The sequence below is a fragment of the Veillonella sp. 3913 genome, assembly GCF_003992235.1.
Lineage (GTDB): Bacteria > Bacillota > Negativicutes > Veillonellales > Veillonellaceae > F0422.
Window position 1 is genome coordinate 636,176 of the sequence record NZ_RQVF01000001.1, and the last position, 22,852, is coordinate 659,027.

The window sequence follows — 22,852 nt, forward strand, 5'->3', positions numbered from 1 at the left end:
TGCCAGCTTTTCTCAAATCAAATTAAATTTTGTTGTTGCAACCTAATACATTTTTAATTTTATGTTGCACCATAGCTTGGATAGCCTCACGGCCAGGTCCCAAGTATTTACGAGGGTCAAATTCAGCAGGATTGTTTGCTAATACTTCACGAATGCTTGCAGTCATAGCTAAGCGCAAGTCTGTGTCGATGTTAATTTTGCACACTGCCATTGTGGCTGCTTTACGAAGCATATCTTCAGGCACCCCTTGTGCGCCTGGGATAGCACCACCAAAGGAGTTACATTTTTCAACGAATGCTTGTGGTACAGAAGATGCACCATGCAATACGATTGGGAAGTTCGGCAATAATTCACCTACTCGTTGTAAACGACCAAAATCTAAGTATGGAGTGCCTTTAAATTTATAAGCACCATGGCTTGTACCGATAGCAATCGCCAAGGAATCAACGCCAGTTAAACGAACGAATTCAGCGGCTTCCTCTGGATCGGTAAACAACGCATCTTTCTCGCTAACGTTTACGTCATCTTCCACACCTGCTAAACGACCTAACTCACCTTCTACTACAACGCCATGTTTATGAGCATATTCCACTACACGAGCTGTCAATTCTACATTTTTTTCAAAAGGATGTTTAGAGCCATCAATCATAACAGAAGTAAATCCGCTATCGATGCAGTCTTTACAAATTTCAAAATCATCACCATGATCCAAATGCAAAGCAATAGGAAGGTCTGTATCGATTAAAGCTGCTTCCACCAGTTTTGTTAAGTATACAGGTTTTGCATATTTACGTGCTCCTGCAGAAACTTGCAAAATCAATGGTGCTTGCTCCACTTTCGCCGCATCCACAATACCTTGGATAATTTCCATGTCGTTTACATTGAACGCACCAATTGCATAGCCGCCAGCATAGGCTTTTTCAAACATCTCTTTTGTAGATACTAATGGCATAATGGGCCTCCTTGTAGTATATAATTAAATACATTATTAATGACTATATATAGTTATTATACCGTATCTACTAGAGCGATTCAAGAAAAATCTATGTTCTCAAATGTAGTCAATCTTATTGAGAGAGTACTGATTCTATGGTACAATTAAAAGTAAGTCTTTCATAGATTCAATCGAATCTTTCAGTATAGGAGATATCATGGTTAATCGATTTTTACAAGGTACACTCATCTTGACGATTGCGGGGTTTGTGGTAAAAGCTATTGGTAGCTTGAACTGGATTTTTTTATCCCGTGTTCTCAGTGGTGAAGGTATCGGTATCTACCAAATGGCATTTCCAGCGTACTTATTGGCTCTGCAGCTATCTAGTGCAGGAATCCCTATTGCCATTTCCATTATGACCGCGGAAAAATTAGCAAAATATGATGTATTAGGAGCCCAGAAGGTTTTTTCCATTTCTTTTAAAATGCTATTTGTCCTCGGCCTATTGTTCAGTATTGCCGTCTACGGTTCTGCCCAATGGCTTATTGACATTAATTTCATTACAGACCCAAGAGCCTACTATTCTTTAATTGCTCTATCACCAGCAGTCTTCTTCGTCACCCTCATTTCTTGCTATCGAGGCTATTTACAAGGATGGCAAATGATGACTCCTACGGCGATTAGCCAAATTGTAGAACAATTACTGCGTGTAGTGGTCATGCTTGGAGCTGCATATATTTTACTCCCTTATGGATTAGATGTAGCTGCTGGTGGAGCCAGCCTAGGCGCTGGTATCGGAGCGGTCGGTGCCTTAGTGGTACTCATGTACTATTACTATCGCCTACCAAAACAATTAGACGAACCGATGATAACTACAGAAACACCTGAAAGTTCCAAGTCTATCATTCGTCGTTTAATCAACTTGTCCATTCCTATCGCTTTAGCTAGCATGATGCTACCAATTGTAGCCATGTTAGATGTAGCGATTATCCCACGGCGATTGATCGATATCGGGTATCCGCTCCATGAAGCTACGGAACTATACGGATATTTATCAGGCATGGCAGTGCCTCTTATCAACTTGGCAACCATCATTACGGCGGCCATTGCCACAAGCATTGTGCCAGCTGTTTCCAATGCTGTATCCATTAAAGATATAAAACAAGTCTACTATCGCACGGCAGGTTCTATGCGGTTAACCTTCGTAGCAACGATTCCTTTCACTGTGATGCTATACGTTTTGGCAGAACCAGTGGTATCCACTATTTATAACGCACCACGTGCCGCAGAAGCAACGCAAATCTTAGCGTGGGCCATCTTCTTTTTAGGTCTTCACCAGGTGACGACAGGTATCTTGCAAGGTTTAGGAAAACCACGTATTCCTGTCATCAACATGGGAATCGCAGCCATTGTAAAAGTCATCTTAAACTGGGAGTTAACAGCTATCCCTGCCTTAGGTATTGGCGGTGCTGCTTACGCCACTGTAGCCGATATTGGTTTTGCTGCTCTATTGAATCTTATCTGGATTCATCGTCACACAGGATACTTTATCGACCTTATCTTGTTAGGAAAAAATATTATCTCCGCCTCTATCATGGGCGTGGCCATGTACTATTTCTATCCGATCTTACAAGGAAATATTCCTACCTTCTTTAACATTATGATCACCGCTATCATAGGTGCACTTATCTATGTAGCTATCATGATTGTGCTGAAAGGTTTAAATAAAAACGATGGAGCTCGATTACCTGTTGTGGGACGATTCTTTAGATAATTAACAAAAATATATTAATATACCCTTGAAGGATCACTTTCAAGGGTATTTTTTATAGATATATTGCTAACTGCTACTATCATTTATATATCTCTATCACTCTATGTAGCAATATCAACTAAACATTCTGAAAGGTAGCAAAAAAGAACAGCCCAAAAGGACTGTTCTTCTATACACAACCTATTATATAGGTCATTATCTATTTATTTTACGCGTTTTTAGCAATTTCTACTAATTTCGCGAATGCAGCTGCATCATGTACTGCCAAGTCAGCCAACATTTTACGGTTGATTTCCACACCAGCTTTTGTTAAACCAGCGATGAAACGGCTGTAGGATAAACCATTCATACGGCTTGCTGCATTGATACGAGCGATCCATAATTTACGGAACTCACGTTTTTTAGCACGACGGTCACGACGAGCATAGTATAATGCTTTCATTACGGATTCGTTTGCTTTTTTGAATAAGCGAGAACGTGTACCGCGGTAACCTTTAGCTAATTTTAAGATTTTTTTATGACGTGCATGCGCTGTTACGCCTGTTTTTACTCTTGCCATTATTGTATTCCTCCAATATCGTTATATGTTACTAAAATATTTGCATCTTATGCGTATGGTAAGCATTTCACTACGCGTTTGTAGTCAGATTTGCTAACCAATGTAGCTTTACGAAGATTACGTTTACGTGCTGGAGATTTTTTCTCTAAAATATGGCTTTTGAAAGCTTTTGCACGTTTGAATTCACCACTACCTGTTACTTGGAAACGTTTAGCCGCTGCGCGACGAGTTTTAATCTTTGGCATTATTCTTCCTCCTAATTACCTTTTTTAGCTAAAATCATTGTCATGTTTCGGCCTTCTAGTTTCGCTTCTTTTTCAACAACCGCTTGGTCAGTTAATTCACCAGCAAAACGAGTCAGCACATTAAGCCCCAATTCTGGGTGGCTCAATTCACGACCGCGGAACATGATCGTTACCTTAACTTTATTACCATCACCTAAGAATTTAGCTGCATTTTTAAGTTTTACATAAAAATCATGATCTTCGATGTGAGGACGAAGCTTAACTTCTTTCAATGTGAAAGTTTTTTGCTTCTTCTTTGCTTCTTTTTCGCGTTTTTGTTGCTCATAACGGTATTTACCATAGTTCATAATGCGACAAACTGGTGGTTTACCATTAGGGGCTACTTCTACTAGATCTAAATGTTGTTCTTCTGCCATAGCTAACGCATCACGAACAGACATAATACCTAACTGATCATTATCTGCACTTACGACACGAACTTCGCGAGCACGGATTTCTTCATTAATACGCGGTGTATCTTTGCTAATACTAGTCACCTCCAAAGGGATAAAAAAATCGGATGGCACAAGGCCACCCGAGCATAGTTTATAACTATCTGTACCCAACATTTCATGACATCAGGTGAGAAACGGATGGTTTCTACTTGTTAATACCTAATTAGTATACGCTATTAATTCTTATTTGTCAAGAATTCTCCCTTTAAATTTATATATTATCTACAACTTTCCAACAATATACTTTGTAAAATTACCATCATATTATAAAAGAAATTTACCTTCATACAAACTGATAAAAAGGCCCTCCCGAAGGAGAGCCTTTCCATATTACGTTCGCTATTGATTAGCCTTGCAATTCGTCTTCAAACCCTTTTTGTAAACGAACATAGGATTGACGGCGTTCTTTAGCTAATTGTTTGTTGATTTCTAACAATTCTTTGCTCATTGCAGGAACTGCTTTACCCAAAGATGTGTAACGAACTTCTTTTCCTAAGAAGGAATCGAATAATTCGTAATCAGGTTCTTTAGAATCAAGGCTGAATGGATTTTTGCCTTGTGCTTTTAACGCTGGGTTGTAACGGTATAGATCCCAGTAACCGGATGCAACAGCTTGTTTAGTTTCAGCTTGTGCATTGCCCATACCACCTTTAATACCATGGTTGATACATGGAGCGTAAGCAATGATTAGGGATGGACCTGGATATGCTTCAGCTTCTGCCAATGCTTTCATCAATTGGTTCATGTCAGCACCCATACCAACTTGAGCCACATAGATGTTGCCATATGTCATAGCAATCATACCAAGGTCTTTTTTGTTTGTACGTTTACCTTGCGCAGCGAATTGAGCAACCGCACCTACGCGAGTAGATTTAGATGCTTGACCGCCAGTGTTGGAGTATACTTCTGTATCGAATACGAATACGTTAACGTCTTCGCCGGAAGCCAATACATGGTCAAGGCCACCGAAACCGATATCGTATGCCCAACCGTCACCACCAAAGATCCATTGGGAACGTTTTACAAGGTATTGTTTTTTAGCCAATACTTCTTTTACAGCTTCTGTTTGTTCTACTTTGGAAAGAGCATCGATCACAGCTTTAGCGCGGTCACGAGTACCTTCACCTTGAAGACGTTTTTCTAACCATAAGTCAAGAACTTGTTTAGTTGCTTCATCAGCAGTTTCAGCGATAGAAGCTACAGTTTCAGCTAATTGTGTACGGATTTTTTCAGTACCGATGAACATACCGTAACCAAACTCAGCGTTATCCTCGAATAAGGAGTTAGCCCATGCAGGACCTTGGCCTTGTTGGTTTTTAGTGTATGGAGATGCCGGCATAGATGCACCCCAAATGGAGGAACAACCTGTTGCATTGGCAATCATCATACGGTCACCGAACAATTGAGTAATCAATTTAGCGTATGGAGTTTCACCACAACCTGCGCAAGCACCGGAGAACTCAAGCAATGGAGTTTTGAATTGGGAACCTTTTACAGTTTCTTGTTTCATTGGGTGAGATTTAGTTGGTAATGCTACACCATAATCCCAAGCTGGAGCAAATTCTAATTCGCCATCGATAGGGTGCATTTCGATTGCTTTTCCTTTAGGAGCTGGACAAATGTTTACACAGTTACCGCAACCTAAGCAGTCTAATGGAGATACTGCAATACGGAATTGCAATTCACCTTTAGTCATCATTTCTGGAATTGTTTCAAAGTTTTCAGGACCTGCTGCTGCTTCTTCTGCTGTCGCTAATACAGGACGGATAGTCGCATGTGGACATACGAAGGAACATTGGTTACATTGGATACAGTTTTCTTTGATCCAGTGAGGAACGAATAAAGCGGCACCACGTTTTTCGAATGCTGCAGTACCAGAAGGTAATGTACCATCTTCATAGCCTGTGAAAGCGGATACTGGTAAATCATAACCAGCTTGTGCATTAACAGGTTTTGCAATGTTAGCCACATAGCTTGGGCAAGTTGTGCAAGAAGATTTTTCGAAAGTATCTTCGGAATCTTTTGCATCTTTCCATGCTGCTGGAACTTCTACTTTTACAAGAGCCCCAACGCCTTCATCAACAGCTTTGTTGTTCATTGCAACAACGTCAGCACCTTTTTTACCATATGTTTTTTCAATGGAGTCTTTTAAGTACTCTACTGCTTTGTCGATAGGAATGATTGTATCTTCAGTCAATTTGAAGAACGCAGCTTGTGTAACCATGTTGATACGGCCACCCAAACCAATTTCAGCTGCAATTTTCGCTGCATTGATGATGTAGAAGTTCAATTCTTTTTCAGCAATTGTACGACGAAGTTTTGCTGGTAATTTTTCTGCTAATTCTTCTGGAGACCAAGTACAGTTCAATAAGAATGTACCGCCTTTTTTAATACCACGAAGAAGATCATATTCATGAACATAAGATTGACGATGACAAGCGATAAATTCTGGTTCAGTTACCAAGTATGGTTTGTTGATTGGATTTTTACCAAAACGTAAGTGAGACATTGTCACACCACCAGATTTTTTGGAGTCATAGTCGAAGTATGCTTGTGCATACATATCTGTATGGTCACCGATGATTTTGATAGCAGATTTGTTAGCACCTACAGTTCCGTCAGAACCGAAGCCCCAGAATTTACATCCAGTTAAACCTTCAGTTTTTACGGATACACCTTCAGCACGGTTTAAGGACAAGTTAGTTACATCGTCATTGATACCCAATGTGAAGAAACGTTTGCCAGCTTCTGCTAACATGTTATCGAATACTGCTACAAGGTCAGCTGGGATTACGTCTTTAGAAGAAAGACCATAACGACCGCCGAATACTTTAGCATTAATATTGTGTTGAACAAGTGCTGCTTGAACGTCTAAGAATAAAGGTTCAGCTAACGCACCTGGTTCTTTTGTACGGTCTAATACTGCTACGCGTTCTACAGTTTTTGGAAGAGCCGCTACAAAACGATCTGTCGCGAATGGACGGAATAAGTGAACTTGTACGAAACCAACTTTACGGCCTTGTGCACGTAAGTAATCTACAGTTTCAGTAGCTACTTGTGCAGAGGAACCCATTGTTACGATTACGTCAGTTGCATCTTCATCACCATAGTAGTTGAACAATTGGTAGTTACGACCAGTGATTTTGTTGATTTCATGCATGTAATGTTCTACTACATTTGGAACTTCTAAGTAGAATGGGTTAGAAGCTTCACGATGTTGGAAGTAGATATCAGGGTTTTCAGCAGTACCACGAGTTACAGGAGCATCTGGGTTCAACGCACGTTGACGGAATGCTTCTAACGCTTCTTGGTCCACTAAAGGTTTTAATTCATCATATTCTAATACTTCGATTTTTTGGATTTCGTGAGAAGTACGGAAACCGTCGAAGAAGTTGATGAAAGGAACGCGAGTTTTTAACGCTGTTAAATGCGCAACTGGAGCAAGATCCATAACTTCTTGTACAGAGGATTCTGCTAACATAGCACAACCAGCAGCACGAGCTGCCATAACGTCTTGATGGTCACCAAAGATAGACAATGCTTGCGCTGCGATAGCACGAGCTGCTACGTGGAATACACCTGGAAGTAACTCACCAGACACTTTGTACAAGTTAGGTAACATTAATAATAGACCTTGAGAAGATGTGAACGTAGTTGTCAATGCGCCCGCTTGTAAAGAACCGTGAACTGCTGCTGCAGCGCCGGCTTCGGATTGCATTTCAACAACCTGTACAGTATGACCAAACAAGTTTTTACGACCTTGTCCTGACCATTCATCCACATGTTCTGGCATTGGAGAAGATGGTGTGATTGGGTAAATAGCTGCCACTTCAGAGAAACCATACGCTACGTGTGCTGCAGCTTGGTTTCCGTCCATAGTTTTCATTTTACGCATGTTAAAATAGCCTCCTTAAAGCAAATAAAAATTAACACTTGTAGTTACATACAAAATAGGGGGATGTATATAGACTCTTGTCCGTGCACTCGCAGGATGAGTCCTCCCCTCTTGAGTATCAAAATGTTTTTTGAAATATGAATCATTTATTTCTAAAAAGATTGCATATGTTGCAAAAATGTAATAATATATAAGTTATATAGTACCTCTTTGCAAATTTGTGAAGTAGTAACTCTACTTCTTGAACAAATTGATATAGCCTTATGGTTTCATTATACATTGAGAACGAGAACTTCGCAATACCATATACACTATATCCATTGCTAATTATGCGATTATCAATTTACATTTACACATGCTTTATTGCTCAAATAGCATACCAAAAAAGAGGGCTTTTGTTATTACCATATTTAAGAGGTGCATTATGGACTTTCATCACTTAAAATACTTCGTAGAAGTAGCGGATCAAAAAAGTTTCAGCAAGGCCGCAAGAAATCTTCACATTTCACAATCTGCTATTAGTCGTACTATAAAAGCATTAGAAGACGAGCTAGGTGTTGTGTTATTCATTCGTAATGCAAAATCTGTTGAAATGACTGATGGCGGCACCATCTTTTTAACGCATGCGAAACGTGTTGTATTCATGTTTGAACATTTAAAAATCGATTTCGAAAACGAATTCCGCTTAGAACAAGGTTCTGTATTAATTGGTTTACCACCAGTTACAGACGCTCCAATCTTTGCACAATTATTAGGTGAGTTCAAACAAACCTATCCTCAAATCGAATTAGAGTTATATGAACATGGTTCTAAAAAAATAGAAATTTCTGTCCAAGAAGGTCTTATCGATGTTGGGATTATCTGTACAAAACCAAATTCAAAAGAATTTGACTCATTCTATTTAACGAGTGATCCTTTAAGCGTTATCTTACCAAAAGATAATCCATTAGCCCTAGAAGAATCTATTTCTCTTGATCAATTAGCAGATCAATCTTTTGTGTTACATAAAGATGATTTTAACCTTCATGATGAAATTGTAAAATCTTGTAAATCTGTTGGCTTCCAACCACATATTGTATTTGAAACTAGCCAACGCGATTTGATGTTACAAACCGTAGCCGCTCACTTAGCAATCGCTTTATTACCTAGTCGTCTATGCCCTACGGAAGATGAAAATACAAAAGTAGGATCTAGCGTTGTGGTACGTCCTTTAGTAAATCCTGAAATTATGCATACTTTACACGTTATTTGGAAAAAAGGACATTACCTATCTCATGCTTCCCGCTTATGGTTAGACTTTGTGATGGCGCGCTTGCCATTGATTCCTGGCGACACCCATGATGAAACAGCTGAGTAATCTACTTCTGAAAGTAGGTCCTCTCCTAAAGAGGCCACTGTTCTGGATTATCCTCTACGTGCTAAGCACAACCTATTGGATGGTATCACAACAACTAGAAATCAACGCTCTGAAAGAACGAGTTGACACAGAGCATACCATGGAACATAGCGATACATTTCACTATCGCTTGACCAACCTAGAAAACATCAGTAACTCTCACGGAGAACGACTAAAAGAACTAGAACGTGACAACTGGCAGCTCAAACGTTTCGCCAACCAACACCAGTTCCGCATCATGCAATTAGAATGGGAGCATCCCAATATAGAGGCCCCAGAACCAAGCAAATCCACACCGGTGAAAACACCATTCAAAGCAAACCCAACCAACGTCCCAGACGTTAAAAAATAAACAAAGGACTGTACCAAGTGCATCAACACTAAGTACAGTCCCTTTTATATTCCATTTACTACTGCATACTCCCTTGCGACGCCTACCTCAGCACTTACTACATTTGAAAAGGAGGGATATGTGAGACATAAAAACAATTTGCGGCAGCATCCTCCCATGTGACGCCTACCTTAGCACTGACTGTATAAAAAAAGGGGGATATATGTCTGTAAAAAACAATTTGCGGCAGCATGTTTTTTACAGACATATATCCCCCTCCCACCCAAAATACATCAGTGCTTAGTGTATAAGGAGCATCCATTCGAGGAACGTACACAGCACATAGGCTATGATAAACTTTACTTTTTGTTTCCGATCCCGGTCTTCATCAGCCACTTTCAATCGATGTGCCAAGAATCGTTTATCTCGTATTTGCATCAACATTTCCACAATATGTTCTTGTCGTTTCATAACATTTTTATCATTCTCTAAAGCCTGCTTCTGCATAGCAATACGTCGTTGTAATCGTCGCATCTGGATCTTAATATTATTGCTCACAAATACAGATTGCCATTTTTTCCTCGTTTCAAAATACATGTAAATATAACGAGGAATATTCATGACCACAAAACTGAATAGCAAAATGCTCAAGGAAATAAAGAAATACGTAGAGAAAGAAAAGTCCTGTAGCTCTTCATGTGGTAAGTAATGGTTCAAGATAATAAAGCTCACCCAAACCCCTATAGGCATTAACAAAGCTGCCGCCATGTCAATGGAGCGAACCCAGTTCGTTTTTACCGGCATTTCAGGAGCTAAATAGGTTTCTAACTTCTGATGGAATGCATAATACTCCACTTGCAGCACAGATTGTCCCGATCTGATGGCTGTTAATAGCACCGGCCCTACGCTATCTTTTGGTCGCTGTGGCCAAGGAATAAACTCTCGTACAGGGCTATCTGGTGACAAGTCAAACCGAATAATACCTTTCTTTTCTAAACGCATAGATGATGTATCATCACCGATACTGAAAGGATTAAAAAACATCCCTAATACATGCAAACTCCAATTTCCCAAAATATGAGTAATGATATTTAAAAACAAACCACCCATATCTATATTGGCTACATCTAATTTAAGCTGAATGGTAGATGTATAATCATCAAACCAAATATCATCAATATCAAATTCTACATTGATGACATTCCCCAATTTCGTGATGACATTCATGAATACCTTATTGTTTGGTTCAAATTCAAAAATAATGGAATGAAAGAACCAATGATTACGCACCACAGATCGCATCTTACGGTTCACCGCTTCTTCCTCAATGGATAGCATACGATGATCGTACAGCGTATTTCCATCTTCTAGTTGCTCTGGTAAACGTGGGGCTTCTATATGTGTTTGTGTAGTTACAGTATTGGCTAATTTCAACAGCTTTGTAACTAATTGTCCCATATATATCTCCTATCTAGTAGGTTATCTGAATCTAAGTGATACACTTTCATAGTTATCACAATTATATCATAGTCCCCTTACAAATGAAAGAAAAGCCCCACCTATACTAAATGCGTTCCATGCTCAATCTATGGTATTCGTAGAATCGACCTTGTAAAGCTAATAAACGTTCATAAGTTCCACTTTCCACAATGCGTCCATCTTCTAAGAATACAATACGATCCATTTCATGAAGTTGTTCGATATGGTGTGTAATGTATAATACAGTTTTTCCTTGGAACAAAGTACTCAACTGATCTTGTACCAAGTGCCGTGTGACTTGATCTAATCCTTCTAGTGGCTCATCCAAAAGCAAAATCTCTGCATCACGTAAATACAAGCGTGCCATACCAAGACGTTGTCGTTGTCCACCACTGAGACCCATGCCCCCTTGACCGACCATGGTGCGCAAACCTTTTGGTAACGTCCGTACCCAGTCCGCCAATTGCACCGCTTCTAAGGCTTGCCAAATGTCTTCATCTGTAGCACTCGGCTTAGCCAATCGGATGTTATCGCCAATCGTAGCATGGAATATATAGATATCTTGGGTAGCGTATGCCATATACGATTGCAATTCTTCCTCTGAAAGTGCCCTTGTATCAACTCCATCAATAAAGATAGTACCACTGTATGCATACCATCCTTGTAACAGTGCAAACAATGTGCTTTTACCGGACCCACTAGGACCTACAATAGCTACTTTCTCACCTTTTTGAATGGACAATTCTAATCCCTCGTAAATAGGCAGTACATCATAAGCAAAGGATAGAGCTTGCATACGAATCATTGGAATCTCTGTTTCAATGTTTTTATCATCCTCTAAAGGTTCATTATCAGAAGGTATATCAGCAAGTCTACTTCTATGAACGCCCACATTATCTACTGATGGGTTCTGTTGTTTCTGTTGACCTTCTAACTGTTCCAATCGCTCCATAGCTAAAGCGCTTTCATAGCCATGCAAGGATGCTTCTGTCATAGGTTGTAATGCTTCAAAGTAGGACTGCAATCCAATAGCGATGACCGCCACCCATAGCGGTCCATAGGTAATGCCATCAATCACCCATACGCCAACGATAATCCCTACTAATAAGGTAGATTGTGCTAACCCTAAGAGGATAGTCTGATTCCAATGAACACCACGATTCCATAGACTTTGCCAACCATCAAAATCACGAAAAGATGCTTTCATAGACTGTACAAATCGTTTTTCTTGATGACTCATAATAATATCTACCACGCCATGAATGGATTCGATGAGTTCCTCTTTCATACGCCCTCTTGTATGTAATCGCATAGGTGGGACTTGCCGTAGCACATAGGTAATGATCATTGGCAGCACTACGCCTACAAGAATACTGTACAATGCAATCACCATAGCTACTATCGGATGCAATTGGTATCCTATGATACAACCCAGTACTGTGACACCGATGAAAGACAAACTAGGTACTAAGGTGCGCAAATAAAAAAACTGTAGCGTCTCAATATCTGCCATAATCCGTCCTAGGAGGTCCCCCATTTTCATAGATTGAAAGATCCGTGGCACCAATGGTTCTAATCTTTTAAAGAAGGCAATACGCAATTCGTATAAACCTTGGAAAGCCATAGAATGCGACACATAACGTTCCCCATACCGACAGATAGCACGGCTAATCCCAAAGAATCGTACTCCAACAATTGCCAAGCTCAACACCACCAATAGAGGATGCTCTGAGGCTTTCGTTATGAGCCATGTGGACGTAGTAAGTAAGCCAATATTCATAAGCACCGTAGCCATAGCAAAAACTACACTACCCACTAGCAAGGCTTTATGCCCAGATAGTAACTTCCAGAGTGACCATAAGCCTCGACGGATATTCTGTTGCGTATTTCCTATTTTATTATGTTCTTTAACATTCGATGCATGTGTATTATGTAACGCTTCTATTTCAACTTGTCGCACTATATCGTACGATGTATCGCCACTGCTATAGTCTGCTCCTAATGCTGGATTAGGGGATTCAGACTTTAGTGTCTCCTCCACTACCTTTCGCATCACAGGATTACTATAGGTATTCACTAGGGATGTAAAATATCCATTTTGTGCGACTAAGTCTCTATAACTACCAGATTCTACTAATCGCCCTTCTTGCATTACAAATAAAATGTCCACATACTTCATAGTTTGCACACGATGCCCCACATACAAGACGATTTTATCTTGCCCATACTGATGCAATACCTGCATGATTAGATGCTCAGTTTCCACATCTAAATGAGCTGTTACTTCGTCAAGAATAAGGATTTGTGCTGGTCGTAACAAGGTTCGTCCTAAAGCTAATCGTTGGCGTTGTCCACCGGACAATCCATAGCCACCTTCTCCAATCAATGTATCTAATCCCTTTGGTAAAGTAGCTACAAAATCAGCTAGCTGTACTTGTTCTAGAACCTGCCATAAGGTTTCATCAGTCGCCGGTAATCCAAATTGTAAGTTCTCCCGTAAGGTACCACTCATAATATATGGGGTTTGACTAAGATACGCAATCTGCTCATGGTACCATTGACTGTCTAAGGTTTGTAAATCATAACCATCTACGGTCACTTGGCCCTTAGTAGGCGTTAATAATTGCATGAGCACATTAGATATAGTAGTTTTACCCGCTCCACTTTCACCAACTAGCATATAAGAACGGCCACGTTCCAATACACCTGTAAAAGTGGCTAAGCCTACATGATCTTCTTCATATTCGTATGCCACATCCCGAAACTCAATAGTTTGAATCGGATCCTTAAGTGTTTTCTGACCTGTATGAATTACTTCTACACCTGATGTTACATACTCCTCCACTGCTGTAAGGCTCACTTTACCTGATAAACCCGTATGAAACGCAGATCCCAACTGTCGTAGGGGAGCATAGAAATCTGGTGCTAGTAGCAAAATAAAGAAAGCTGGTAAAAACTCTACTTCCCCATATACTAAGGATACCCCTAAGTAGACAGCAATCATGGCTGTACTTATTGTACCGATTAATTCTAACACTAAGGCAGACAAAAAGGCGATACGCAATACCTTTAATGTAGCATCGCGAAACTCTCCAGATAAACGACCTATCACATGAATCTGTTCTTTGGCACGACCAAATACTTTCAGTGTTGTTAAACCTTGTAATACGTCAAGGAAATGTCCTCCTAAGAATTGCATTCGTTCCCATTGCTGCTTATTTAGTTTATCTGCTTCCTTACCAATGAGAATCATAAAAAAAGGAATCAAAGGGTAGGTTAGCAATAAAATCCAACCAATCCAAGAGATAGAATTAATAATAGCAATAGACAATATAAGTGGAATCAATACAGCATATAATGCTTGTGGAATATATTGACTCATATAAGCATCTACATGATCTAACCCATCAGTCAATATATGTGTGATAGAACCAGCACTCTCGGATTGACGTACCCCTTGAGATAACATATGGTGTAGCACACGATTGCGTAGGTCATCATGAACTGCACTTGCAATATGATCTCGCAACCACTGCTCTCCATGGGTACAAACCATACGTAGAAAAATCATTAACATTAATCCTAGTATATAATCAAAAGATATATCTCCACCTTGTACTACTAGCCTATCAATAATACAAGCAAAAGCATATGCTTGCCCTAACGTTGCTACCGTGCCAAGCAAGGTAAACAATAGTAATCCTCCATAGGAACGAGGATGCAATTTCACTAATTGCCAAGCAAAGGGATGAATCATCAGACCTCCTTTCCAGAATACGTGTTTGTCGATTCTTATCATATGCAAGAAAAGGGACGTGTAATCACGCCCCTTTTAAAATCACTATAGATTAATAGTGTAAGTCATCTTGTGTAACACGATGACGGAAATAGTAGTATGCCCATGCTTGGTACGCCAATACGATTGGTACGAAGATGCACGCTACGATTGTCATCAATGTTAATGTATACGTAGAGGATGCAGCATTCATGATTGTTAAGCTGTACGCTGGATCAATGCTAGATACCATGATACGAGGGAACAATCCTGCAAAGTACGCAAGGGTTACAAATAGAATTGTCAATGCACTGAACACGAAACCTTTACCTGTTTGGCGAGCACGTGTAAAGCCCCAAGATACTAAGAAGCTAAGAATAGCTAATGCAAATGCTACGGTAGCTAATGTGCTGTTGAATAGGTCTGTGTATACATAGGTAGCTCCTACCAATACCAACGCACCTACTGCTGTAATCACACCTTCTACTAATGCAGCTGCACGAGCGCGTTCAGAGATTTCCCCTGTTGTTTTCACGGATGCATATAAAGCACCATGGTACAAGAATACGCACACAAAGGCAACGCCACAAAGAATCGTGTATACGCTCAATAAATCTAAGAACCCACCTACAAAGTTCATATCTTTATCGATAGGTGTACCTTGGATCAAGTTACCTACTGTAACACCCCAAAGAAGTGCTGGGATAGCAGATCCAAAGAAAATGCACCAGTCGAAAGCAGCACGCCATGTTGGGCTTTTATCTTTACTGCGGAAGTCAAAAGATACGCCCCGAGCGATTAACGCTGCTAACATCAAGAACAATGCCAAGTAGAAACCACTGAATAAAGTAGCATATACTTGTGGGAAGGATGCAAACATAGCACCACCAGCGGTGAGCATCCATACTTGGTTACCGTCCCATACAGGACCGATAGTATTGATTAATTGACGGCGTTCACGGTCTGTTTTACCCAAGAATGGGAGCCACATGCCTACACCATAGTCAAGACCTTCTAAAATGAAGAATCCCGTAAATAGAACACCTACTAAGATGAACCAAATTAATTCTAAGTTATTTGTAATTATTTCCATAATGTAGCCTCCTCTTGTTCAACCACATCATGAGCTGGGTTACCCGCTGGCCCCGCTTGAATATGTTTTACTGCCAAGTAGATTGCGGCAATTGCCATGACTACGTATACAGCTGTAAAACCGATAATTGTTGTCCAGATTTCTGGGGCTGTTACTACTTTAGATGCACCATCCGCCGTTTTTTGTAAGCCATATACAAGCCAAGGTTGACGACCCGCTTCTGCTACATACCAGCCTGTGGAGTTCGCAATGAATGGAAGGGCTAACATATGATAAATCGCTTTTAAGGCTGCTTTGTTATTAAGCAATTTGCCTTTCATATGCAAGTAGTAACCTACGATAGATGTAACAAGCATCAAGATACCTGCTAAAATCATCACACGGAAAGACCAGAACATAGATGTTACATGTGGCACATAATCGCCTGCACCGTGTTTTAGTTCTGCTTCTTTTTGAAGGTCATTGATACCTTTTACTTCGCCTTTGAAAGAATCATGAACCACAAAGGATAACGCTCCTGGTACACCAATTTCAAAATTGTTCTTTTTACCATCTTGGTCAATGCCAGCAACGATAGCAAATGGAGCTGGATCATGTGTTTCCCACAATGCTTCAAAAGCAGCTACTTTCATTGGTTGTAATTTGGCTACTGTTTGGCCTTGGAAGTGACCTGCGCCACTAACTAATAAACCACCAATTACTGCTGCACCTAAACCAAACTTAATAGATTTAGAGTAAAAATCTACGTGATTATTCTTCAATAAATGCCATGCACTAACAGAAGCAATGATAACACCTGCTGTTAAGATACCATCTGTAAAGATGTGCAAATATTGACCTGGTAAATACCCATTTTGTAGGATAGCCGCAAAGGAATCCATTTCTGCACGGCCATTACGAAGTGCATATCCAACTGGATGTTGCATAAATGAGTTCGCTACTAAAATCCAGAATGCGGATAAGTTACTTCCGATAGCTACCAACACTGCTACAAATGCATGTGCTTTAGGGGATAATTTATCCCAACCAAAAATCCAAGCCCCCATAAAAGTGGACTCTAAGAAAAAGGCTGTTAAGGCTTCTAACGCCAAAGGAGCTCCGAAGATATCTCCCATGAAGCGAGAGTATTCCGCCCAGTTCATTCCAAAATGGAACTCTTGAACGATACCTGTTACAACACCCATTGCAAAGTTAATTAAGAATAATTTCCCCCAGAACTTTGCCATTTTTTTGTACACTTCGTTTTTCGTACGCACATAAGTAATTTCTAGTATTGCTACTAATACTGTCATACCTAGCGTAAACGGAACGAAGAGCCAATGATAGATCGTTGTCAATGCAAATTGAAAACGAGCTAACAAGACTGCATCCATCATGTTAATTCCTCCTCACTTGAATACAATTTATACCACATGGTGCAATGATATTTGAATCGAACGCTCACGTTTTGCTAACGTTTCGAAATCAACATTTTTTAACTCTTGTATTAGTACAGCTTGAATTTTACCAACTGCCTCTTGTACGGCGCATTGACCATGGCAGCCACGAGAGCAACTTTCAGAGTCATATAAACAATGTTGTAAATATGTGTCTCCTTCTACCGCTGTTACCACATCATACAAACTAATATCTTTAGGCTTTTTGGCCAATGTAAATCCACCATCTACGCCTCGGTAAGAGTGCAATAATTTTGCATTCACTAAATATCTCATAATTTTTAGTAGAAATCGTTCAGGAATCTTGCTAGTACGTGCTAACTCTGAGCCTACCTTACGAGTACCAAAAGGTAATGTAGACATATATAAAAGAATACGAAATGCATAGTCTGTCGCTTGATTAAATTTCAATGAGTCCTCCTCTTTTGTTATCTATCCTTCATAAAACTCTATCCGTCATCAAAAGTACACTACTTAGGTATACTTTAAACTTGCAAAAAAATGCTCGAGTGCAAAAGCGTTCGAGCATCTCTTGTTTCTATTATAAGAAATTATTGAGAATGTTGCAACCTATTTCTTCACAACTTCTTCATTTTTTATATATGTGCTAATGTATCAATAATCACATAAGCTAGTGCAGATACGCCTGCAGATAATGGTATCGTAATAAACCAAGCAAATACCATAGACCTTGCAGTGCTCCAGTTAACCGCTCTTACACGCATGGCTGTACCTACCCCCATAATAGATCCACTCACAACATGTGTAGTAGATACTGGTAAATGCAATAATGTAGCTGTAAAAATAGTAATGGCAGAGTTCAAATCAGCTGCAAATCCATTAATACTTTCTAGTTTAAAAATTTTACTACCTACAGTAGCAATAATTTTCCAACCACCTGCTGCTGTACCTAATGCCATTGCTGTAGCACAGGCAATTTTAACCCAAATAGGTACATCTAAGGTTTGCAAATGTCCACTAGCTACTAAGGTTAACGTAATTATGCCCATCGCTTTTTGTGCATCATTGGAACCGTGCGAGAATGACATAAGTGCCGCAGATACTAATTGCATATTCCGAAATCGATCATTTAAGATAATTGGCGAAAATCGTCCAAATAGGATCAGTAGTATTTTCATAACAATATAGCCCAATACTAGTGCTAGAATAGGAGATGCCACCAAAGAAATAAAAATCTTACCAATCCCACCAGCTTGCAGAGCTTCAGGGCCTACAGAAATCAACACAGCACCAATGATACCACCAATTAAGGCATGGGAAGAAGAGCTTGGAATCCCATACCACCAAGTTAAGAGGTTCCAGAAAATAGCTCCTACAAGAGCTGCAACAATAATTTCTCCGTTAATCATCTCTGGGGCTGTAACAATATCTCCACCAATTGTTTTAGCAACACCCGTACTCACCATAGCTCCCAAAAAGTTTAACGTGGCTGCCATCATAACAGCCGTCTTTGGCGCTATGGCTCGAGTAGATACTGATGTGGCAATTGCATTAGCAGTATCATGGAATCCATTTATATAGTCAAAGGCCAATGCGAGCAAAACGACGGCCCATATCACCCAACCATCAAGCATACTTTAATACTACCCGGCGGAATGTTCCTACCAAAGTCTCAGAGCCATCGATAACTTCTTCCATGGAGCTAAGAATTTCCTTCCACTTAATGATTTCAATAGGGTCACTGCACTCTGTAAAAAGTTTCGCCATTTCCACATGATAAATATCATCTGCCTCTGCTTCTAGACGCAACACCTCTAATGCACGACCTTCTACTTTTAGATAGTTCTTTTTTAAACTCCCCATATAAGAAATAGATTTTTTAATGTGTTTGCAACATTTAGCTACGATTTCTGCCATACGGATTGCTCCTGCAGTTGGTTCGCTTTGCACTTGATACATTACCATTTTATCCATAATTTCTTTAATATTATCAATCGTGTTATCTAATTGATCAATCAAAAGTTGAATGTCTTCACGATCCATTGGCGTAATAAATGTTTTACGCAAACGGTCCATAGTAGCCGCTACCAATTCATCTGCCTCATGTTCCTTTTGTTCAATTTCGCGAAGAGCTTCTCGCTTCTCCACTTCTCCTTCAAACACATCTTGCATCAATTGTGCTGCCTCATGACATAACTCAGCATGATCATTGAGCATACTGAAAAACTTTTCTTCTTTTCCTTTTAAATTGAAAGCCATTACTTCCTCCAATAACTTACTATGTAATTTAGATAATTCCATTATAGCACGTTACCATTCACTTGTGCATACAAATTACAAAAGCCTATATACATTTTTTACTTTTAATACGTAATACTATTCATTTAGATGTCTCTATTATTATAATTGCCTATTTTTCAGAAGACTTCTATCTGTTGCCGCTTTGCTTTACTATCTTTACATCACATCTATGGGCGCAACAAAAATAGCTATCTTAGCACTACTATAATACATAGTTACTAAAGATAGCTATCGCAATCCACTATTTAATTAATTCTCGCTTTAAATGTTTAACTTCCGGTAAAATCAATTCTTTCATGGCTAGTGTAACAGCCCCTACTGATCCTGGAATAGCAAATAAAATCGTATGATCTTTTACCCCGCCAATAGCACGAGATGCCAACGCTTTCGTTCCAATATCATCACGGTAGCTTAAAAAACGAAATAACTCGCCAAACCCTAGAATTTCTTTATCCAATAAGGGTTGCACTGCTTCGATGGATACATCACGTTTGGCAATACCAGTGCCTCCAGTGCTAATAATAATATCTGCACCACTGACATTGCTCTCATAAGTCCAAGCTCGTACAGCATTATTTGTGGAAGTATCCAAAACTAGAACTTCTTCATCATAATTGCCAGTGAAAGCCTGATGAATGGCTCCTTGAATCTCATCAATTGTATCTGTCACAATTTGACGAGATACCACCACAAATCCAGCCTCGCGAGCTAATTCTTCAACTCGGGCTCCACCTTTATCTGTCTCTTTTGTTCTTGTATCAGACACTGTAATCACCGCTACTGTTAGGGGGCGGTCTGTAAATTCCATCATTGCCATATGTATGGTCCTTTCTATGTAGTACATGCTATTTAATATAAAATCATCCGCCAGTCTATTACTCTTAATAGGCTGGAACCAACATACTAGAAAACGTTTCTCAGATAGCTTCTAATACAGTATAGTAAGACTTGTAATGATATACCATCTTTCAAAATTTTAATACTCCAACTAGTACCTATATGTATAGTAGCATATCTCCTATCGTAACTCCATAAGAAATGTTAAAGACCAAAAAATTCTTTTACTTCTTTTAACTGACCTTTTGTACAGGACACATATAGTTCGTCTCCACACTGTAATACTGTTGTGGCCACTGGTACAATCGGTTGTCCTCCTCGATCAATGCTGACGATCATAGATCCTCTTGGCATTTCAATATCTTTCAACATCGTATCTACATAAGGGCAAACGACTGATAGACGAGTTTGGAAAAATGTTTGCTCTTCTTCTGCTCCTACAATGCCTTGGCTCATACGAAGTAATAAATTATCATAAATTGGTAATTCTTTCATAAATTCAGCCGTTAAATACGCAATAATGGCCACAGTACCTACTTGGTAAATACTGTGAAAGCTATTTGTCATTTCTAGTACCAATAAGATAGCTAACAATGGAGTTCGCATAGAGGCTGCTAACATACCTGCCATACCGCAAATGATAAAACTACTTCCAAAGGCATTCGGTAGCATGTGTAATTCTACTAATATGCTATGCATCAATGCCCCCACTGCTGATCCAATTACAACCATCGGTAGAAATATACCACCTTGTGCACCATTACCATAACAAATGGAAGTTAACACAATTTTACCTATCACAATGTATAGCAATACTTGTAATGTCTGTTGATGAGCAACCATCATGGTTACTACATCATTACCACCACCTAGCAGCATTTGTGAATCTAAGCCTAATAGAGTTACCCCAAGAAATGTTAAAGAAATTTTCCACCCTCTAGATATGGGTAGTCTATCATAGATACACTTTACTCCTACAATCATACGATTAAAAATAACTCCAAAGCATCCCACAGCAACTCCTAATATGAAAAGTGTTGTGAAATACTCAATAGGAATACTTTCCATAACAGAAAATCCCAATGACGGTGTTAATCCAAATACTAAAGACGTAATTAAGTTAGATGATATAGTAGCAGAAAATGTAGGAATCACAAGCTTAGGATAAAAACTTTTATGCACTTCTTCAAATACAAAGATAGCTCCTGATACTGGTGCACTGAAGGCAGCAGTCAAACCAGCTGCCGCCCCTGCAGATGTTAAAATCCGCTCCTCACGTAACGAGCTGCCAAACCAATTCGACAAGAGTTTTCCTGTAGCTCCACCTAATTGCACAGAAGGCCCTTCGCGCCCAACAGAAAATCCTACGATACCTGTAAAAGCACCACCAAAAAATTTAGATACCAACGTAGGGAAAGGATTCATATTAAAAATCCCCTTCATTTCTCCTTCAATTTGAGGTATTCCTGAACCTCCCGACAAGGGTGCCCATTTTAGCAAAAGATGACAACACCAACCTAAGATCATCATAACGATAATCCATATAATGATTTGCTCTATCGTAGCACTAGCCATGAATTCATGACGATAGTCATTTCCCCAATGAATAATATATCTGAAAGCAGAACCAATTATGCCGGCTGCAATTCCTATGACTATACCTTTTACAATTAATAGGAGAAATTCCTCACGATCAAAGGTATTAAAAAATTCCATTTTAGGTTTTTTGAAAATATTATTACGTGTAGTATGTATCATATTATCACCTTAGTTACCTTAATAATAGATATAGTATACAAGGTTACGATTGATTTGTCATTATGTAAAATTATCTTTATTATTTCAAGTGTTTTTTTCATGTTGGCTGGAAAGGGCTTGCAAAAATAGTTTTTTCATTGGCAACTTCCTGTTCTGCCCTGTGGATTTTCTTACTCCCTTCGGTCGTAGAAAACCTTACGTTAAGGACTTATATCCCTTGTCCTTTTTGTTCCTAGCTGTGGGTTTTGTTAGCTCCTATAGAGCTACAAAACCTTACGCTAGGAACTAAGCGATACTCTATGATTTGCGCGTCGTTTCACTCCTTCAAATCATGAGTCCTGCTTATGCGCGTGCTTTGCTCCTTTAAATCATGAGCCCTGCTTATCCCAGGCCTTATTAGGTATACCATAGTTGCTACTTGATCAATCTGGCTGGAAACGGCCAGACCAAAATAATATATTGAATGAGAAAATAAAAAAGACGCCTTTCGGCGTCTTCTTTATTTTCTTAATCAGCAACTTCCTATCCTCCCAGGCCGTTTCCAGCCAAGTACTTTCGGCGTTTACGAGCTTAACTACTGTGTT

The 22,852-nt window shown here is 39.5% G+C and carries 17 protein-coding genes and 1 other annotated feature; of the genes, 3 read left to right on the top strand and 14 right to left on the bottom strand.

Annotated elements, in window-relative coordinates; all coding sequences use genetic code 11:
- Positions 1-22: 22 nt before the first annotated feature.
- Positions 23-952, bottom strand: coding sequence for a class II fructose-1,6-bisphosphate aldolase (gene fba, locus EO113_RS03120; RefSeq protein ID WP_062403391.1), 930 nt, complete (start codon positions 950-952; stop codon positions 23-25).
- Between the two features lie 199 nt (positions 953-1,151).
- Here fba and EO113_RS03125 point away from each other — a divergent pair, with 199 nt between their 5' ends.
- On the top strand, positions 1,152-2,708 hold the full coding sequence (locus EO113_RS03125) for a polysaccharide biosynthesis protein (RefSeq protein WP_127135526.1): 1,557 nt from the start codon (positions 1,152-1,154) through the stop codon (positions 2,706-2,708).
- Between the two features lie 208 nt (positions 2,709-2,916).
- Here the strand turns inward: EO113_RS03125 and rplT are convergent, their stop codons facing one another.
- From rplT to nifJ, 4 genes are all read right to left on the bottom strand, one after another.
- Positions 2,917-3,267, bottom strand: a complete 351-nt coding sequence (rplT, locus tag EO113_RS03130; RefSeq protein WP_009354133.1) for a 50S ribosomal protein L20 — start codon at positions 3,265-3,267, stop codon at positions 2,917-2,919.
- Between the two features lie 47 nt (positions 3,268-3,314).
- Complete coding sequence (gene rpmI, locus EO113_RS03135; RefSeq protein WP_009354135.1) at positions 3,315-3,512, bottom strand: 50S ribosomal protein L35; 198 nt, start codon at positions 3,510-3,512, stop codon at positions 3,315-3,317.
- Between the two features lie 11 nt (positions 3,513-3,523).
- Positions 3,524-4,048 carry a translation initiation factor IF-3 gene (infC, locus tag EO113_RS03140; RefSeq protein WP_009354125.1) on the bottom strand — a complete coding sequence of 175 codons (525 nt, stop codon included), beginning with the start codon at positions 4,046-4,048 and terminating at the stop codon, positions 3,524-3,526.
- 5 nt (positions 4,049-4,053) lie between these two features.
- Positions 4,054-4,163: a sequence feature (ribosomal protein L20 leader region), on the bottom strand.
- Between the two features lie 189 nt (positions 4,164-4,352).
- The gene (gene nifJ, locus EO113_RS03145) at positions 4,353-7,901 is read right to left on the bottom strand and encodes a pyruvate:ferredoxin (flavodoxin) oxidoreductase (RefSeq protein ID WP_127135527.1); all 3,549 of its coding nucleotides are present in this window, start codon (positions 7,899-7,901) and stop codon (positions 4,353-4,355) included.
- 424 nt (positions 7,902-8,325) lie between these two features.
- Between nifJ and EO113_RS03150 the strand changes: the two genes are divergently transcribed.
- Positions 8,326-9,258, top strand: coding sequence for a LysR family transcriptional regulator (locus tag EO113_RS03150; protein ID WP_009354144.1), 933 nt, complete (start codon positions 8,326-8,328; stop codon positions 9,256-9,258).
- Positions 9,259-9,316: 58 nt separating this feature from the next.
- Entirely contained in the window at positions 9,317-9,649 is a 333-nt protein-coding gene (locus tag EO113_RS03155; protein WP_127135528.1) for a hypothetical protein, read from the top strand.
- A gap of 279 nt (positions 9,650-9,928) precedes the next feature.
- Here the strand turns inward: EO113_RS03155 and EO113_RS03160 are convergent, their stop codons facing one another.
- The 9 genes from EO113_RS03160 to EO113_RS03200 form a co-directional block, all read right to left on the bottom strand.
- Positions 9,929-11,086, bottom strand: a complete 1,158-nt coding sequence (locus tag EO113_RS03160) for a hypothetical protein (protein WP_127135529.1) — start codon at positions 11,084-11,086, stop codon at positions 9,929-9,931.
- Positions 11,087-11,192: 106 nt separating this feature from the next.
- Positions 11,193-14,864, bottom strand: a complete 3,672-nt coding sequence (gene cydD / locus EO113_RS03165) for a thiol reductant ABC exporter subunit CydD (RefSeq protein WP_164726306.1) — start codon at positions 14,862-14,864, stop codon at positions 11,193-11,195.
- A 91-nt stretch (positions 14,865-14,955) separates the two neighbouring features.
- A complete protein-coding gene (gene cydB / locus EO113_RS03170) occupies positions 14,956-15,975 on the bottom strand; it encodes a cytochrome d ubiquinol oxidase subunit II (RefSeq protein ID WP_009354130.1) in 1,020 nt (339 codons plus the stop codon).
- Positions 15,966-17,351 carry a cytochrome ubiquinol oxidase subunit I gene (locus tag EO113_RS03175; RefSeq protein ID WP_082717814.1) on the bottom strand — a complete coding sequence of 462 codons (1,386 nt, stop codon included), beginning with the start codon at positions 17,349-17,351 and terminating at the stop codon, positions 15,966-15,968. The genes cydB and EO113_RS03175 overlap by 10 nt, the downstream gene beginning before the upstream one ends.
- A 27-nt stretch (positions 17,352-17,378) precedes the next feature.
- The gene (locus EO113_RS03180; protein WP_009354142.1) at positions 17,379-17,822 is read right to left on the bottom strand and encodes an Rrf2 family transcriptional regulator; all 444 of its coding nucleotides are present in this window, start codon (positions 17,820-17,822) and stop codon (positions 17,379-17,381) included.
- Between the two features lie 185 nt (positions 17,823-18,007).
- On the bottom strand, positions 18,008-19,006 hold the full coding sequence (locus EO113_RS03185) for an inorganic phosphate transporter (protein WP_009354128.1): 999 nt from the start codon (positions 19,004-19,006) through the stop codon (positions 18,008-18,010).
- Positions 18,999-19,631, bottom strand: coding sequence for a DUF47 domain-containing protein (locus tag EO113_RS03190; protein WP_127061278.1), 633 nt, complete (start codon positions 19,629-19,631; stop codon positions 18,999-19,001). The genes EO113_RS03185 and EO113_RS03190 overlap by 8 nt, the downstream gene beginning before the upstream one ends.
- 283 nt (positions 19,632-19,914) lie before the next feature.
- A complete protein-coding gene (locus EO113_RS03195; RefSeq protein WP_127135531.1) occupies positions 19,915-20,490 on the bottom strand; it encodes a molybdenum cofactor biosynthesis protein B in 576 nt (191 codons plus the stop codon).
- Between the two features lie 224 nt (positions 20,491-20,714).
- Positions 20,715-22,268, bottom strand: coding sequence for a ClC family H(+)/Cl(-) exchange transporter (locus EO113_RS03200; RefSeq protein ID WP_127061276.1), 1,554 nt, complete (start codon positions 22,266-22,268; stop codon positions 20,715-20,717).
- Between the last annotated feature and the right edge of the window lie 584 nt (positions 22,269-22,852).

What these genes read in the sequence shown, in the direction of transcription:
- fba (WP_062403391.1), bottom strand. Translation starts at nt 952, where the DNA reads ATGCCATTAGTATCTACAAAAGAGATGTTTGAAAAAGCCTATGCTGGC.
- EO113_RS03125 (WP_127135526.1), top strand. Translation starts at nt 1,152, where the DNA reads ATGGTTAATCGATTTTTACAAGGTACACTCATCTTGACGATTGCGGGG.
- rplT (WP_009354133.1), bottom strand. Translation starts at nt 3,267, where the DNA reads ATGGCAAGAGTAAAAACAGGCGTAACAGCGCATGCACGTCATAAAAAA.
- rpmI (WP_009354135.1), bottom strand. Translation starts at nt 3,512, where the DNA reads ATGCCAAAGATTAAAACTCGTCGCGCAGCGGCTAAACGTTTCCAAGTA.
- nifJ (WP_127135527.1), bottom strand. Translation starts at nt 7,901, where the DNA reads ATGCGTAAAATGAAAACTATGGACGGAAACCAAGCTGCAGCACACGTA.
- EO113_RS03150 (WP_009354144.1), top strand. Translation starts at nt 8,326, where the DNA reads ATGGACTTTCATCACTTAAAATACTTCGTAGAAGTAGCGGATCAAAAA.
- EO113_RS03160 (WP_127135529.1), bottom strand. Translation starts at nt 11,086, where the DNA reads ATGGGACAATTAGTTACAAAGCTGTTGAAATTAGCCAATACTGTAACT.
- cydD (WP_164726306.1), bottom strand. Translation starts at nt 14,864, where the DNA reads ATGATTCATCCCTTTGCTTGGCAATTAGTGAAATTGCATCCTCGTTCC.
- cydB (WP_009354130.1), bottom strand. Translation starts at nt 15,975, where the DNA reads ATGGAAATAATTACAAATAACTTAGAATTAATTTGGTTCATCTTAGTA.
- EO113_RS03175 (WP_082717814.1), bottom strand. Translation starts at nt 17,351, where the DNA reads ATGATGGATGCAGTCTTGTTAGCTCGTTTTCAATTTGCATTGACAACG.
- EO113_RS03185 (WP_009354128.1), bottom strand. Translation starts at nt 19,006, where the DNA reads ATGCTTGATGGTTGGGTGATATGGGCCGTCGTTTTGCTCGCATTGGCC.
- EO113_RS03190 (WP_127061278.1), bottom strand. Translation starts at nt 19,631, where the DNA reads ATGGCTTTCAATTTAAAAGGAAAAGAAGAAAAGTTTTTCAGTATGCTC.
- EO113_RS03195 (WP_127135531.1), bottom strand. Translation starts at nt 20,490, where the DNA reads ATGGCAATGATGGAATTTACAGACCGCCCCCTAACAGTAGCGGTGATT.
- EO113_RS03200 (WP_127061276.1), bottom strand. Translation starts at nt 22,268, where the DNA reads ATGATACATACTACACGTAATAATATTTTCAAAAAACCTAAAATGGAA.